This window comes from Arthrobacter rhombi (genome assembly GCF_039526245.1).
Taxonomy (GTDB): Bacteria; Actinomycetota; Actinomycetes; order Actinomycetales; family Micrococcaceae; genus Arthrobacter_H; species Arthrobacter_H rhombi.
Genome location: NZ_BAAAIV010000004.1, coordinates 222,913 through 238,433, shown reverse-complemented (window position 1 = coordinate 238,433; position 15,521 = coordinate 222,913). Strand labels below are relative to the sequence as shown.

14 protein-coding genes and 1 tRNA gene are annotated in these 15,521 nt (G+C 68.0%); 10 read left to right on the top strand and 5 right to left on the bottom strand.

Annotated elements, in window-relative coordinates; translation table 11 throughout:
* Positions 1-58: 58 nt before the first annotated feature.
* Together ABD088_RS03595 and ABD088_RS03590 are read right to left on the bottom strand one after the other, a co-directional pair.
* Positions 59-1,555, bottom strand: a complete 1,497-nt coding sequence (locus ABD088_RS03595) for a catalase (protein WP_343900123.1) — start codon at positions 1,553-1,555, stop codon at positions 59-61.
* 50 nt (positions 1,556-1,605) lie between these two features.
* Complete coding sequence (locus tag ABD088_RS03590) at positions 1,606-2,079, bottom strand: Fur family transcriptional regulator (RefSeq protein ID WP_343900122.1); 474 nt, start codon at positions 2,077-2,079, stop codon at positions 1,606-1,608.
* Between the two features lie 120 nt (positions 2,080-2,199).
* Between ABD088_RS03590 and ABD088_RS03585 the strand changes: the two genes are divergently transcribed.
* From ABD088_RS03585 to efeB, 5 genes are all read left to right on the top strand, one after another.
* Complete coding sequence (locus ABD088_RS03585; protein ID WP_343900120.1) at positions 2,200-3,483, top strand: MFS transporter; 1,284 nt, start codon at positions 2,200-2,202, stop codon at positions 3,481-3,483.
* A 140-nt stretch (positions 3,484-3,623) separates the two neighbouring features.
* Positions 3,624-4,490: a zinc metalloprotease HtpX gene (gene htpX, locus ABD088_RS03580; protein WP_343900119.1), complete on the top strand. Its 867-nt coding sequence runs from the start codon at positions 3,624-3,626 to the stop codon at positions 4,488-4,490.
* Positions 4,491-4,706: 216 nt separating this feature from the next.
* On the top strand, positions 4,707-5,549 hold the full coding sequence (efeU, locus tag ABD088_RS03575) for an iron uptake transporter permease EfeU (RefSeq protein WP_343900118.1): 843 nt from the start codon (positions 4,707-4,709) through the stop codon (positions 5,547-5,549).
* 42 nt (positions 5,550-5,591) lie between these two features.
* Positions 5,592-6,755 carry an iron uptake system protein EfeO gene (gene efeO / locus ABD088_RS03570; protein WP_343900117.1) on the top strand — a complete coding sequence of 388 codons (1,164 nt, stop codon included), beginning with the start codon at positions 5,592-5,594 and terminating at the stop codon, positions 6,753-6,755.
* A 2-nt stretch (positions 6,756-6,757) separates the two neighbouring features.
* On the top strand, positions 6,758-8,071 hold the full coding sequence (gene efeB, locus ABD088_RS03565; RefSeq protein ID WP_343900116.1) for an iron uptake transporter deferrochelatase/peroxidase subunit: 1,314 nt from the start codon (positions 6,758-6,760) through the stop codon (positions 8,069-8,071).
* 100 nt (positions 8,072-8,171) lie between these two features.
* Here efeB and ABD088_RS03560 read toward each other — a convergent pair whose 3' ends face one another.
* Entirely contained in the window at positions 8,172-8,660 is a 489-nt protein-coding gene (locus ABD088_RS03560; RefSeq protein WP_343900114.1) for a YajQ family cyclic di-GMP-binding protein, read from the bottom strand.
* Positions 8,661-8,836: 176 nt separating this feature from the next.
* On the opposite strand from ABD088_RS03560, the gene ABD088_RS03555 reads away from it, so the two are divergent.
* Positions 8,837-8,918 (top strand) — tRNA-Tyr (locus tag ABD088_RS03555).
* A gap of 74 nt (positions 8,919-8,992) precedes the next feature.
* Here the strand turns inward: ABD088_RS03555 and ABD088_RS03550 are convergent.
* Positions 8,993-9,406, bottom strand: a complete 414-nt coding sequence (locus ABD088_RS03550) for a hypothetical protein (protein ID WP_343900112.1) — start codon at positions 9,404-9,406, stop codon at positions 8,993-8,995.
* A 151-nt stretch (positions 9,407-9,557) separates the two neighbouring features.
* Here ABD088_RS03550 and ABD088_RS03545 point away from each other — a divergent pair, with 151 nt between their 5' ends.
* The gene (locus ABD088_RS03545) at positions 9,558-9,926 is read left to right on the top strand and encodes a thioredoxin family protein (protein WP_343900110.1); all 369 of its coding nucleotides are present in this window, start codon (positions 9,558-9,560) and stop codon (positions 9,924-9,926) included.
* A gap of 97 nt (positions 9,927-10,023) precedes the next feature.
* Positions 10,024-11,721: an AMP-binding protein gene (locus ABD088_RS03540; RefSeq protein WP_343900108.1), complete on the top strand. Its 1,698-nt coding sequence runs from the start codon at positions 10,024-10,026 to the stop codon at positions 11,719-11,721.
* Positions 11,722-11,730: 9 nt separating this feature from the next.
* On the opposite strand, the gene ABD088_RS03535 is transcribed toward ABD088_RS03540, so the two are convergent.
* Entirely contained in the window at positions 11,731-12,762 is a 1,032-nt protein-coding gene (locus tag ABD088_RS03535) for a DNA-3-methyladenine glycosylase family protein (protein WP_343900107.1), read from the bottom strand.
* 136 nt (positions 12,763-12,898) lie between these two features.
* On the opposite strand from ABD088_RS03535, the gene ABD088_RS03530 reads away from it, so the two are divergent.
* Both ABD088_RS03530 and ABD088_RS03525 read left to right on the top strand, forming a co-directional pair.
* Positions 12,899-14,275, top strand: a complete 1,377-nt coding sequence (locus ABD088_RS03530; RefSeq protein WP_343900105.1) for a cystathionine beta-synthase — start codon at positions 12,899-12,901, stop codon at positions 14,273-14,275.
* A gap of 32 nt (positions 14,276-14,307) precedes the next feature.
* Positions 14,308-15,465, top strand: a complete 1,158-nt coding sequence (locus ABD088_RS03525) for a cystathionine gamma-synthase (RefSeq protein WP_343900104.1) — start codon at positions 14,308-14,310, stop codon at positions 15,463-15,465.
* Positions 15,466-15,521 lie beyond the last annotated feature (56 nt).

The following is a 15,521-nucleotide window of genomic DNA, read 5'->3' as shown; positions in this document are numbered from 1 at the left end:
CCCTCGTGGGGAAGCCGGGCCGCTGCGTTTTCACCGGCGCCAGCCGGCAGGCTGGAGGCTAGGCCTTGCCGGCCATCTCGGAGGCTCCGTCGGTGGTGCCCTGGGCGTTGGCGGCGTAGCCGTCACGCAGGATCTGACCGAGGTTCTCGTCGACGTTCGTCCAGTACTGGAAGAAGCGCTCGCGGATGTCATCGCGGGTGATGCCCCCGGCCTGTCCGAGCAGGTTCTGGTGGAACCGCTCCTTGGACTCGGCGCTGAAGACCTCTCGGTACAGCGTTCCGGCCTGGCCGAAGTCGCTGTCCTCGCTGCGCAGGGTCTGCGCGGCGCGGACCAGCTCGCCGTCCGTCTCCCAGCTGCCCTCGCCGGCCCGAGCCGGCTCGGCTGCCGGTCCACCGTAGGAGTTCGGGGTGTAGACCCGTGCATCGGTGTCGTTGAAGTGGTACTGCATGCTGCCCTCGTGCATGTACGTCGTCACGTGGGAGGCGTGCGGCTGGTTGACCGGCAACTGGTTGTAGTTGGTGCCGATGCGGTTGCGCTGGGCATCCGGGTAGGAGAAGACGCGGGCCATCAGCATCTTGTCGGGGCTGATGTCCACGCCCGGGACCAGGTTCGACGGCGAGAACGCAGCCTGCTCAATCTCCGCGAAGAAGTTCTTCGGGTTGCGGTTCAGCGTGAAGTGGCCGACCGGGATCAACGGGTAATCCGCGTGCGGCCACACCTTGGTGATGTCGAACGGGTTGAAACGGTAGGTCTTGGCATCCTCGTACGGCATGACCTGGACGAACACGTCCCAGGTCGGGAAGTTGCCGGCCTCGATGTTCTCGTACAGGTCGCGACGGTAGTAGTCGGCGTCGGAGCCCGCGAGCTTCTCTGCCTCGTCGTTCTCCATGTTGTGCACGCCCTGGCGGGACTTGAAGTGGTACTGCACCCAGAAGCGCTCGCCCTCGGCGTTGATCCACTGGTAGGTGTGCGAGCCGTAGCCGTTCATCTCACGCCACGAGGTCGGCAGCCCACGGTCGCCCATGACGTAGGTGACCTGGTGTGCGGACTCGGGGGAGAGGGTCCAGAAGTCCCACTGCATGTCGGCGTCGCGCAGGGCGGATCCGCCCAGGCGCTTCTGCGAGTGGATGAAGTCCGGGAACTTGATGCCATCGCGGATGAAGAAGACCGGGGTGTTGTTGCCGACGATGTCGTAGTTGCCCTCGGTGGTGTAGAAACGCAGTGCGAAACCGCGCACGTCGCGCCAGGTGTCGGGGGAGCCCTGCTCGCCGGCGACCGAGGAGAAGCGCAGCAGCGTCTCGGACGTGGCGCCGGGCTGGAACACTGCGGCCCGGGTGTACTTCGACACGTCTTCGGTGACGGTGAACTCACCGAAGGCGCCGCCGCCCTTGGCGTGGGGGTTGCGCTCCGGGACACGTTCGCGGTTGAACGAGGCGAGCTTCTCGACCAGGTAGCGGTCGTGCAGCGCGGTGATGCCATCGGGGCCGGTGGTCAGCGAGTGTGCGTCGCTGGCGACGGGGGCACCGCTTTGCGTGGTGGTGAAGTTCTCAGTCAAGAAGGTCTCCTTCTGGATGGTGATTTGCTGGGTCGGTGGCTGGGTGGATCTCAGGCGACGCGTCCGCGGGCCGGGGCCCGGGAAGCATCGGACTCGGCGGCCTGCGCCGCCTCACGGCATGTGGCGCACACCCCCTGGTAGACCACGTCGGCAACCTGGATGCTCATGCCGTGCGAGTCGGAAGGTGTCAGGCAGGGTGCGTGTCCAACTGCGCACTCCACGTCTTCGATCCGGCCGCATGACATGCACACCGCATGGTGATGGTTGTCGTCCACGCGCGTCTCGTGCAGAGCCGCGGAGCCGGGCGGGGTGAACCGCCGCAGCATCCCCAACGCCGTGAGGTCATTGAGCACGTTGTAGACGGATTGCATGGACATCTCCGGCAACTCATCGCGCACCCCGGACACCACAGTATCGGCGGAGGAGTGCGGATGCGCCTCCAGGAAGCTCAGCACGCCCAAGCGCTGACGCGTGACGCGCAGCCCGTGGTCGTGCAATTGCCTCGTGTAATCCATGTCTCCCATTCAACGCGTTATTTTGATGAAGTCAAGATAGGGAACGCTAACTTCATGGCTGGCTGAACGGTCAACGACCGGTTCCCCCGGGCTCTGAAGGCAGCGGTGGCGCACGGCTAGAATCATGCGGTGCCCAGACTCCTTGCCGACCTCACGCCGTTGCGCGTCAGTCCTGCCTTCCGCAGGCTGTGGCTCGGCAATGCGCTGTCGGCCGTCGGCAGCCAGCTCACGCTCATCGCCGTCAGCTTGGAGGTCTACCAGCTGACGTCCTCGAGTTTCCACGTCGGCCTGCTCGGCCTTTTTGCGCTGGTGCCGCTGGTTGTCACGGGACTCTACGGTGGGGCGGTCGCCGATGCGTATGACCGACGCAAGGTCGCTCTGGGTTCGGCCGTGGTCCTGTGGTGCGTGACGGCGGCCATCGCCGCCCAGGCCTGGTTGCAGCTGGACAATGTGTGGCTGCTCTACGGCCTGATCGCCGTGCATTCCGGGGCCACCGGGATCAACCAGCCCACCCGGGGTGCCATCATCCCCGCCCTGCTGGGTGCCAAGCTGTTGCCCGCGGCCAACTCGTTGAACATGGTCACGTTCGGCATCGCGATGATGATCGGCCCCCTGCTGGGCGGGGTACTGGTAGCCCAGGTGGGCTACTCCTGGACCTACACCATCGACGTCGTGACCTATTTGGCGGCAGTGGTCTCCGTCTACCTCCTGCCCTCCCTGCCGCCGACCGGCGGGGTATCGAGGGCGGGTTTCACATCGGTGGTCGAGGGCTTCGGCTTCCTGGCCGGCCAGCCGAACCTGCGCATGACCTTCCTGATCGACCTGACGGCCATGATCCTCGCTGCTCCCCGTGCCCTGCTGCCCGCCATCGGTGCCGTGTTGATCGGTGGCGGGGCAACCACCGTGGGGATCCTGCTGGGGGCCACCGCCCTCGGGGCGTTCCTGACGGGCTTGTTCTCGGGCCCGCTGGGGTCGATCCAGCGCCAGGGGATTGCCGTCTACTGGTCAGTTGCCGCGTGGGGGATCAGCATCGCAGCGTTTGGCGCCGTCGTCCTCGGTGCGGTCCGGGCGGGACCGGCCCCCGCAGATGGCAGTTCCTCCGGATGGATCTGGGCCGCTGCCGCGTGCATGGCGGCCGCCGGAATCTCCGACGCCGTCAGTTCCGTCTTCCGGACCACGATCCTGCAGACGGCGACACCTGACCACCTCCGCGGCCGCCTGCAAGGCGTGTTCATCGTCGTCGTCGCCGGCGGCCCGCGCGTGGGCGAACTGTTCTCCGGAACGTTGGCCGGCGGAGTCGGCGAGGGATGGACCCTGCTCGCCGGCGGCCTGGCCTGCGTGGTGGTGGCCACGCTGCTGATGCGACTGACCCCGGGCTTCCTGCGCTACGACGCGCGGAATCCGGTGCCCTAGACTTTGGGGAACCGGCGGAACGGCATCCTGGCGCCGATGTGATCCGGAGCGCATCCGGAACATCATCAAGGCGCGAGTCGTTATGCAGGGAACCCACCGTTAACGCGGAGGGACGGAGCACTACTAAGGAGCAAAACCCGGTGCACAACCATTTCAACGGTCTCAAAACGGCTGCCCTGCTCGGGGGCATGTTCGCCCTGCTGCTGGCCATCGGATCGCTGATCGCCTCCGGAACCGGCAACTCGGCCTTCATCTGGATCTTTGCGCTGATCGGCCTCGGCACGACGGCCTACGGCTACTGGAACAGCGACAAGATCGCCATCCGGTCCATGCAGGCCTACCCGGTGACCGAACAGGAACAGCCTGCCATGTACCGCATCGTCGGCCAGCTCTGCATCAGCGCCGGCCAGCCGATGCCGCGCCTCTACGTCTCTCCCACCGCCGCACCGAACGCCTTCGCCACCGGACGCAACCCGCAAAACGCGGCAGTCTGCTGCACGGAGGGCATCCTGAACCTGCTGGATGAACGCGAACTCCGGGGAGTCCTGGGCCACGAGCTCATGCACGTCTACAACCGCGACATCCTCACCTCATCAGTGGCCGCCGCGGTGGCCGGCGTGGTGACCTCCGTAGCCCAGTTCATGCTCTTCTTCGGTGGTGGCGACCGCCGCAACGCCAACCCGTTGGCCATGATCGCCACCGCGTTGCTGGCGCCGCTTGCTGCCTCGCTGATCCAGATGGCCATCAGCCGGACCCGCGAATACGACGCGGACGAGGACGGCGCCACGCTGACCAACGACCCGCTGGCCCTGGCATCCGCCCTGCGCAAACTCGAGACCGGCGTCCAGCGGGCGCCGCTTCCCGAGGAACAGCGCCTGGTCAACACCTCCCACCTGATGATCGCCAACCCCTTCCTGGGTGGAGCGAAGAAACTCTTTTCCACCCACCCGCCCATGGACGATCGCATCGCCCGGTTGGAGAAGATGGCCGGCCGGCCCCTGGGCTGACCGGAACCACAGGACCAGGAAGACAGCCCATCCCCGCACGCGGGGGTCCAGAAGGCCGGCTCGTGCCGCCACCGCCTGCAGGCGGGCCGGCGCACGGGCCGGCCTTCATGCTGCGTGACGTAACGCGACGTCCATTTGGCCATTGCGCAAGACGGGCGTAACCTCAGCAAGCAAGGTAAGCCTTGCCTCCACCCGCCCGTCACACGGAAGCCCACCATGATCGCGAATTTCCTGATCGGCCTGCGCGAAGGACTCGAAGCCGTTCTCGTCGTCGTCCTCCTGCTTGCCTACCTACGCAAAACCGGCCGCCAGCAGCTGGTTCCGCGCATCATGATGGGCGTGGCGGTGGCCGTGCTCGTCTCCCTCGGATTCGGCGCACTGCTGACCTTCGGGCCGCGCGGCCTGACCTTCGAGGCGCAGGAGGCCATCGGCGGCACGTTGTCCGTCATCGCTGTCGGCTTCGTGACCTGGATGATCTTCTGGATGGCCCGCACCTCCCGCTCCCTGGCCAGCAACCTGCACCACAAGGTCGATGCCGCCGCCGAGGGAAGCGCCTGGGTGCTCGTGGTCGTCGCCGCCCTGTCGGTGGGCCGCGAGGGGCTGGAAACAGCCCTGTTCATCTGGGCAGCTGCCCGTGCCACGGGCGAGACCTGGCAGCCCATCGTCGGCGCGGCCGCCGGCCTGGCCATCGCCGTCGCCCTGGGTGCGCTGATCCACCGAGGCGCCATCCGGGTCAACCTCTCCGCCTTCTTCACCTGGACGGCAGCCGCACTGATCATCGTCGCGGCAGGCGTGCTGGCCTACGGTGTCCACGACCTCCAGGAAGCCCGCTTCCTGCCCGGGCTGAACCACCTCGCCTTCGACGTCTCGGCAGCCATCCCGCCCTCGAGCTGGTACGGCACCCTGCTCAAGGGCGTCTTCAACTTCTCCCCGGCGACCACCTGGCTCCAGGCCATCGTGTGGACGGCCTACGTCATCCCCGTGTCCTACTTCTACGTCCGCGGACTGCGCAGCCGGGCGACCCCCGCGCGCGGCATCCGTGTCGCAGCCAACGCCTGACCCCTTCCCACCCACGCACCGATCCACCCCCGAGGAACCCCCATGACCCGATACCGCCCGCTGACCGCCGTCGCGGCCCTCGCCGTGGCCTCGCTGGCCCTGGCCGGCTGCACCGACAACACCGGCGCCGACGCCGCTTCCGACGGAACCGTCAGTGTCACCAGCACCGCCGATGCGTGCACCGTCAGCACCGACACCGCACCGGGCGGGACCATGAAGTTCTCGGTGAAGAACGACGGCGACCAGGTCACCGAGTTCTACCTGCTGGCCGAGGACGGCCTGCGCATCATCGCCGAAGTCGAGAACATCGGCCCCGGTCTGAGCCGCGACCTGGTCGCCACCGTCCCCGAAGGCAAGTACCTGACCTCCTGCAAACCCGGGATGGTCGGCGACGGCATCCGGTCCGCCTTCACCGTGACCGCCCCGCCAGCCGGCGAAACCGTCAGCGCCGACCGTGCCGCCCTGCAGAAGACGGCCACGACCCAGTACGCCAGCTACGTCAAGGACCAGTCCGAGCAGCTCCTGGCCGGAACCCGGAAATTCGCTGCGGCCTACGCGGCGGGGGACCAGGCGCAGGCGAAGGACCTCTATGCCTCCACGCGCATGCACTGGGAACGCATCGAACCCGTGGCCGAATCCTTTGGCGACCTGGACCCCATCCTCGACGCCCGCGAAGCCGACCTCGAAGACGGGCAGAAGTGGACGGGCTGGCACCGGGCCGAGAAGGACCTGTGGCCGCCGAAGAGCGGATACCAGCAGCTCAGCGGCCGGCAGCGCACCGCCCTGGCCGACCAGCTGGTGGCCAACACCGAGGACCTCACCCAGCGCACGAAGTCCGTCGAGTTCTCCGCCGACAAGCTCGCCAACGGCGCCAAGGCCCTGTTGGACGAGGTCGCCAGCGGCAAGGTCACCGGCGAGGAGGAGATCTGGTCACACACCGACCTCTGGGACTTCCAGGCCAACGTCGAGGGCGCGCGCATCGCCTATGAGGACCTCCGCCCGCTGCTGACGGGGAGCGACAAGGACCTCGACGCCAGCCTGAAGAAGAACTTCTCCCAGCTGCAGGACCAGCTGGACCAGTACAAGAAGGGTGACGGGTTCGTCTCCTACACTGACCTCAGCAAGTCCCAGGTCCGCGAACTCAGTGCCGGGGTGGACTCCCTGGCCGAGCCGCTGTCCCGGCTGACTGCCGCCGTCGTGAAGTGACCATGGATCCACAGCACGACGACGGAACCTCCTCCGCGCAGCCGGCTCCACGGCGCACGGGGCTGAGCCGTAGGTCCCTGTTCACCGTCGCGGGCATCGGCGGTGTGGTCGGCGTCGCCGCAGGGGCTGCTGGGGCAGAGGCCCTGGACCGCCGCGCCGCAGCGCAACCGGTCAACGACGTGGTGCCCTTCCGTGCTGAGCACCAGGCAGGGATCGACACCGCGGCGCAGGACAGGATGCACACCGCGGCCTTCGACGTCACGGCCCCGGACCGCGAGTCGCTGATCGCGCTGCTGAAGGACTGGACGGCGGCCATCGAGCAGATGACTGCCGGCCAACCAGTGGGAGGACCCGACGGCGCAACGGGCGGGGTGTACGAGGCACCGCCGGAGGACACCGGCGAGGCCCTGGGACTCTCGGCCAGCCACCTGACGGTCACCGTCGGCTTCGGCAGGACACTGTTCACGCGGGACGGGAAGGGCCGGTTCGGGATCGCCGACCGCCTGCCCGAAGCGCTGATCGAGCTGCCGCACTTCCCCGCAGACGCGTTGGAGGAGGCCCGCAGCGGTGGGGACCTGGTGGTGCAGGCCTGCGCCGATGACCCGCAGGTCGCCGTCCATGCCATCCGCAACCTGGCCCGGATCGCCTTTGGGCGGGCCACGGTCAGGTGGAGTCAGATCGGTTTCGGGCGCACCTCGTCGACCTCCCGGGACCAGGCCACCCCGCGCAACCTGTTCGGCTTCAAGGACGGGACGGCGAACATCAAATCCGAGGATTCCGACGTGCTCGCCCAGCACGTCTGGGTCTCCGGGGCCACCGGGAACGCCGCGTGGATGAACGCCGGGACCTACATGGTCGTCCGCAGGATCCGGATGCACATCGAGACCTGGGACCGCACCTCGTTGCGCGAACAGGAACAGGACATCGGCCGGACCAAACGCGATGGTGCACCGCTGTCCGGCGGCAGTGAATTCACCGAACCCGATCTGGCAATGCGGGGCACCGCGGGGCCGCTGATCCCCGCCGATTCGCACGTCGCGCTGGCCCATCCGAGCCGCAACAAGGGAGTGCAGATGCTGCGCCGGGGTTTCAACTACACGGACGGATCCGATGGGTTGGGCCGGCTGGATGCCGGGCTGTTCTTCATCGCCTTCGTGGTCGATCCCCGGACCCATTACGTCCCCATGCAGACGGCCATGGCCAAACACGACCTGCTGGCCGAGTACCTCAGGCACACCGGCTCCGGCCTGTTCGCCGTGCCGCCGGGGCTGCCAGCATCCGGTGGTTACCTCGGCCAGCCCCTCTTCGAGGGCTGAGCCCAGCGCCGCCGCTGACGGGTCGTTGCCCGACGCCAGAACGCCGCGTCCCCGAGGGGAGCGCGGCGTTCTGGCGTCGGTGGATCAGCGGATCAGCGGATCAGCGCATGTTCACGAACTGCAGGTCTGCTTCGTCGAACTTCCGGAGCAGCTCCATGGTCGCCTGCAGGTCATCGCGTGACTTGGAGGAAACGCGCAGCTCGTCACCCTGGATGGTGGACTTCACGCCCTTGGGAGCCTCGTCCCGGACGAGCTTGTTGATCTTCTTCGCCACGTCCTGGGCAATGCCCTCCTTGATGGAGGCCTCGATGCGGTACTCCTTGCCGGAGGCGAACGGCTCGCCGGCGTCCAGGGACTTCAGCGAGATCTTGCGCTTGACCAGCTTCGACTGGAAGATGTCCAGGACCGCTTTGACGCGCTCCTCCGAGTTGGCCTTCATCAGGATGTTGTCGCCGCTGAAGTCGATCTCGGCGCCGACTCCCTTGAAGTCGTATCGCTGGGCGATTTCCTTCTGGGCCTGGTTCAGGGCATTCGAGACTTCCTGGCTGTCGACCTTGCTCACGACATCGAACGTGGATTCGCTGGCCACGGGTCCTCCTCGGATAGGTTGCTGTTTGTCCACCAGCCTATCTGCACCCCGGCATGCGGGCACGTCTGGCCGGGTGAGGTGGCCCGGCAACACGGGCCACCTGGCCGTTCGAACCGCCGATTCGATTCCTGGCCAAAACTTCGGTAAAGTTTCTACTCGTTCCACGCGGAACGTTCGGCAGATTACCCGAGCGGCCAAAGGGGGCTGACTGTAAATCAGCTGGCATTGCCTTCACTGGTTCGAATCCAGTATCTGCCACACCCGGTCCCGGCCAGGACCAACAAGAACCCCGGACCCCACGGTCCGGGGTTTTTGCGTGTCCGCTCGGCGATTCAGGCTGCCAATTCATTGCCGACCTGGCGGACATAGACATCCCACAGGATCAGGTGCGCCCCGCGCGAGGCATTCATGACGGCGTCGTAATGGGCCCACTGCCACGCGGTGGCCCCGTTCGAATCCGGGGGAGCGTCCGGGCAATCGCCGGGGGTGCGCCATCCAGCACCCGTCCAGATCGCCTGGATCTGGCCGGCACTGGTGGCGGCGGACGAGGCATCGTCCAACGGGCGCGGCAACCGCATGCGCCGTTGGATGCGCGGGGCCTCGCCCACGGCAAAGAGTTCGGAGGCCGACACCTCCATCACGTTCGGCAACAGGCGCTGGTAGGCGTCGGCCAGGTCAAGGCTCATCCGGATCGACTCCCGCAGGAGCTCGCCCTCGATCACGAACAACAAGGTGCAGCGCGGCATGTTGGTCCTCCTCATCGGTGCCGAAGGTGCGTGTGCCGAGCCTAGGCCGATCCCGCGGGGGCGCGACAGGGGCTCCCGAGGGCTGTGGACAACTGCCCCTGGGGGCAGCCGACAGGAGACATGAAGCGGATCGGGCGGTTACCGTGGAGGCATGGCTACCATCGACATCACCGAAGACCAGTTCCAGCAGACCATCGAGGGCAACGACATCGTCTTCGTTGACTTCTGGGCATCCTGGTGCGGGCCCTGCAAGCAGTTCGCCCCCGTGTACGCCCAGGCTGCCGACAAGCATGCCGACATCGCCTTCGCCAAGGTGGACACCGAGGCGGAGCAGGGCCTGGCCGCCGCTGCGGGGATCACTTCCATCCCGACCCTGATGGCCTTCCGGGACCGCGTGCTGGTCTTTTCCCAGCCGGGGGCCATCGGCGCCGCACAGTTCGACGACCTGATCGAGGCCGTGAAGGGGATCGACATGCAGGAAGTCCACGCCCAGCTCGCGGAGCAGTCCACCGGCCAGTAGCCGGGGCGAGGGGACTCCCAGCCGGGAGCAGCGGCGGCCCTGCGGCTGGTATGTTGTGGATCACATACGAGTCCCCGAGCCGTGAGAGGTGCAGTTGATGTCCCCAGTAGACGACGTGGCCACTGTCGAGTCCTATACGCACGGGGGCAATGACCCCGGCGTCCTGACGGAGACCATCGGCGCGAACTTCCGGGCCACGGCGGCCCGCTTCCCGGACAGCGAGGCACTGATCGAGGCGGCGACCGGCCGGAGGTGGACCTATGCGGAACTGGACAGCATCACGGATGAGGTCGCCCGGGCCCTGATCGGCGTCGGTGTGGCACCCGGTGACCGGATGGGGATCTGGAGCCCCAACTGCGCCGAGTGGACGATCCTGCAGTACGCCACCGCCAAGGCGGGGATCATCTTGGTCAACGTGAACCCGGCCTACCGCCTCGAGGAGCTCTCCTTCGTGGCCGCACAGTGCGGGATGCGGGCACTGGCCGTGGCACCCTCGGATGCGCAGAGTGACTTCACGGGCATGGCGCGCACCGTCGCCGCCCAGGACAACGAGCTGCGCGAGCTGATCCATTTGCCGGCCCCCGCTGTCGAGACCGCAAGCCAGGTCCCTGCGGCGCAGGGGCAGGTCCGCGAATTCGACTGGGACTCCCTGCTCGGCCAGGCGGCTGGCGTCCCGGCATCCCGGCTGGAGGAGGTCCTGGCGTCCCTGGATACCCACGACGCCATCAACCTGCAATACACCTCCGGCACCACCGGCTTCCCCAAGGGCGCCACGCTGAGCCACCACAACATCCTGAACAACGGCTTCCACATCGCCGAGATGCTCTCCTATACCGAACGGGACCGGGTGGTGCTGCCCGTGCCGTTCTTCCACTGCTTCGGCATGGTCATCGGCAACCTGGCGGCGCTCTCGCATGGGGCGGCCACCATTCTCCCCGGGCGCTCCTTCAAACCGGCCGAGGCCCTGCAGGCGGTGCAGGAATACCGGGGGACGAGCCTGTACGGGGTGCCGACGATGTTCATCGCCGAGCTGGCCCTGCCCGATTTCGCGGACTACGACCTCTCCACGCTGCGTACCGGGGTGATGGCCGGATCCACCTGCCCCGTGGAGGTCATGGAACGGGTGATCGCCGAGATGAACATGGGCGAAGTGGCGATCTGCTACGGCATGACCGAAACCTCGCCCGTCTCCACCATGACCCGGACCGACGACTCGCTGGACCGCCGCACCCAGACGGTGGGGCGCACCATGCCGCAACTCGAATCCAAGGTCGTGGACCCGGGGGACGGGACCATCGTGGCCCGCGGGGAGATCGGGGAGCTGTGCACGCGCGGGTACGCCGTCATGAAGGGGTACTGGAACGAACCGGAGAAGACCGCCGCGGCCATCGACGCCGACGGCTGGATGCACACCGGGGACCTGGCCTCCATGGACCAGGATGGCTACGTCAGGGTCGAGGGGCGGATCAAGGACCTGATCATCCGCGGCGGGGAGAACGTCTCGCCGCGGGAGATCGAGGAGTTCCTCTACCGCCACCCCGACATCCAGGACGTGCAGGTCATCGGTGTCCCCGACGAGAAGTACGGGGAGGAGATCATGGCCTGCATCATCCTCAACGACGGCGCCGCCGAGATGACGCTGGAAACGGTGCGGGAATTCTGCGTCGGTCGGATCGCCCACTACAAGATCCCCCGCCATGTCCAGATCCGCAGCAGCTTCCCCATGACCATTTCCGGGAAGGTCCGCAAGGTGGAGATGCGCGAGGAGGCAGTGCGGCTCGTCACCGGCCACTGAACCGGCGGGTCACCGGCCGCGGTGGTCCAGGGGAGCCAGCCGCGGGCCGAACGAGGGTTTGCGGAACCCGGTCAGCCCGATGAGCCGCACCACCCGCTGGCGGTGCCCGGCATAGGGGGCCAGCAGCTCGAGCATCCCGGCGTCATCGGTCGCCCGACCGGTGAGGGCGTGGCCGATGTAGGCGGCCAGATGGAAGTCCCCGACGGAGACGGCATCCGGGTGGCCGTGCGTGCGCTGCAGGGTTTCGGCAGCGGTCCACGGGCCGATGCCCGGGATCGACTGCAGCTTGCGGCCCGGATCCTGCTCCCGGGCCAGCGCGCCGAGCCGGTTGATCCCGGAGGCGGCCTCCGCGGCACGCAACACGGTACGACGACGGGAGTCATCCACGCGTGCTGCATGCCAGTCCCAGCCGCCGATCCGCCGCAACTGGTGCGGCCCCGGGGCGATGGACATCCGCGCCGGTGCCGGCCCCGGGGCCGGTTCACCGAACCGCGACGCCAGGTACCGCCAGGCGTGGCGGGCCTCGATGGTGGTGACCTTCTGCTCCAGGATGACCGGGACCAGCGCGTCGAAGACCCTCCCGGTGGAGGGCAGCCGGAGACCCGGATTCCGCCGTCGTGCCTCGGAGATCCAGGCGGGCAGCGACTCCCGCGGGCCGGAATCGAACCCGGTCCAGTCGTCACGGGCGCCCAACAGCGCGGGGGCGGAGGCGATCGCCGACGCGGCACCGGGACCCCACGCCCGCACGTGCACCGTGGGCCCGGCAGCTTCCGGGCCCCCGGCGAGGGAGGCGGCCACCGGGGTGAGCGTGGCCAGCAGGGTGGCCGGGCCCCCGTCGGCGGCGAAACACAGCCAGGCCCGGTCGGCACCGACGCGCGTGCACGGGTCGTGGGTTCCGCGCTGCAGCACGCCCAACGTCGCCCGCAGGTCGAAGCCTCGCGGAGCGGCCCATTGCGCCTGGGCGTCCGGCGCGTCCACGGGCCCGGTGGGCCGCAGCAGATCCGCGCCCGCCAGGGGTGCGTTGCGCGGGGAGGAGGTCATCCCCCGATGATCCCACCTGGCACCGACACCGCGCACCTGCCACCGCGCCCACCGCTTCTGCCCGCGGGTGCCCGAGGATGACTTCCGGTTGCGTCCGACCGGGTTCGGCGCGCTCGGCGGCGGTAGAGTCGACCCCATGAAATACGCTGAATCCGTCCTTGAACTCATCGGCAACACCCCGCTGGTCAGGCTCACGAAGGTCACCGAGGGCGTCCGCGCCACCATCCTGGTGAAGCTCGAGTACCTGAACCCCGGAGGGTCCATCAAGGACCGCATCGCGCTGAAGATGATCGAGGAGGCGGAGAAGGCCGGCGATCTGCAGCCCGGAGGCACCGTCGTGGAACCGACGTCCGGCAACACCGGAGTGGGCCTGGCCCTGGTGGCCCAGGCCAAGGGCTACCAGACGATCTTCGTCACCCCGGACAAGGTCGGCGAGGAAAAACGCGATGTGCTGCGCGCCTACGGTGCCGAGGTCGTCGTCACCGCCACCTCGGTCGCCCCCGATTCCCCCGAGTCCTACTACGGGGTCTCCGACCGGCTGGTCCGCGAGATCCCCGGAGCCTACAAGCCCGACCAGTTCAACAACCCCGCGGCACCGGACAGCCACTACGAGTCCACCGGCCCCGAGATCTGGAACGACACCGACGGAAAACTGACCCATGTGGTCATCGGTGCCGGCACCGGCGGCACCATCACGGGCACCGGACGCTACCTCAAGGAGGTCTCGGCGGACCGCGCTTCCGGGCCGGTCAAGGTCATCGGCGCCGACCCCGACGGTTCCGTCTACTCCGGTGGCACCGGGCGCCCCTACTTCGTCGAGGGGGTCGGCGAGGACATGTGGCCGGGCAACTACGACCCGGCGGTCCCCGATGAGGTCATCGCGGTCACGGACGCCGAATCGTTCGCCATGACCCGCCGGCTCGCCCGCGAGGAGGGCCTGCTCGTCGGAGGTTCCTCCGGCATGGCGGTGGTCGCCGCACTGCGCGCCGCGCAGGACCTGGACGAGGACGACGTCGTCGTGGTCATCCTGCCCGATGGCGGCCGGGGCTACCTGGGCAAGATCTTCAACGACAGCTGGATGCGGTCCTACGGCTTCATCGCCGAGGGCGACGAGGCCACCGTCGCCGACGTGCTGGCCGCCAAATCCGGTGGGCTGCCGGACCTGATCCACACCCACCCGGGGGACACCGTGCGCGATGTCATCGACATCATGAACGAATACGGCGTCTCGGCGCTCCCGGTCCTCTCCGCCGAGCCACCGGTCCGGCTGGGCGAGGTCGTCGGCTCCATCGACGAACGCACCCTGGCGGCACGCCTCTTCGCCGGGGACGCCGAACTCACCCAAGCCGTCGAAGGGCATGTGGGCGCGCCCCTGCCGTTGATCGGCGCCCAGGAATCCATCGCCGCGGCCCGCACCCGGCTGCAGGACGCCGAGGCCCTGCTGGTCACCCGCGACGGCGGCCCCGTCGGCGTGCTGACCCGCCACGACCTGCTGAACCACCTCACCCACTGACGCACCACCACCGAGCGAAAGGGAGACCCCCCATGAGCACCCCGGACAGCGGCTTCAACACCCGCGCCATCCATGCAGGACAGGCCTTCGAACCGAACACCGGCGCCGTCGTGCCGCCCGTGCACTTCTCCACCACCTACGCCCAGGACGGGATCGGCGGGCTGCGCAACGGCTACGAGTACGGCCGCGGCACCAACCCCACCCGCGACTCGCTGCAGGAACAGCTCGCAGCGGTGGAGAACGGCACCCACGCCTTCACCTTCGCCTCCGGCCTGGCCGCCGAGGACTCGCTGATCCGCGCCCTGATGCGCCCGGGCGACCACATCGTGCTCGGCAACGACGCCTACGGCGGCACCTACCGCCTCATCTCGCGGATCTTCGGCGACTGGGGCATCGGCAACACCCCGGTGGACATGGCCGATCCGCAGGCCCTCGCCGCCACGATCGCCGCGCAGCAGACGCGTCTGGTCTGGCTGGAGACCCCCTCGAACCCGATGATGAAGATCACCGACATCGCAGCGGTGGCCCAGGCAACGCACGACGCCGGGGCCCTCCTGGTCGTGGACAACACCTTCGCCACCCCCTACCTCCAGCAGCCGTTGGATCTGGGCGCCGACATCGTGGTGCACTCCACCACCAAGTACATTGGCGGGCACTCCGACGTGGTCGGCGGCGCAGTCATCGTCAAGGACGCCGAACTGGCCGAGAAGATCGGGTTCCTGCAGTTCGCCGCCGGCGCCGTCAATGGACCCATGGACGCGTTCCTGACCACCCGCGGGCTCAAGACCCTCGGCGTGCGCATGGACCGGCACTCGGAGAACGCGCAGCAGGTGGCCGAATGGCTGCAGCAGCGCCCCGAGGTCGAGAAGGTCCTCTACCCGGGCCTGCCGGACCACCCCGGACACGACTTGGCGAAGCGCCAGATGAAGCGCTTCGGCGGCATGGTCTCCGTCCAGTTCACCGGTGGGGAGGCGGCGGCCCGCACCATCGCCGAATCCACGCGGGTCTTCACGTTGGCCGAATCCCTTGGTGGCATCGAGTCGCTGATGAACTACCCCTCGGAGATGACCCACGCTTCGGTGAAGGGCACCGAGCTGGCCGTCCCGGAGAACCTGCTCCGGCTCTCCTGCGGCATCGAGGACGTCGCTGACCTGATTGCCGACCTCGAACAGGCCTTCACGAAGCTGTAGGCCGGACACCCGGGGCCACGACCCCTGCAGCACGACGAGGGACCCCGGTCCGCGCC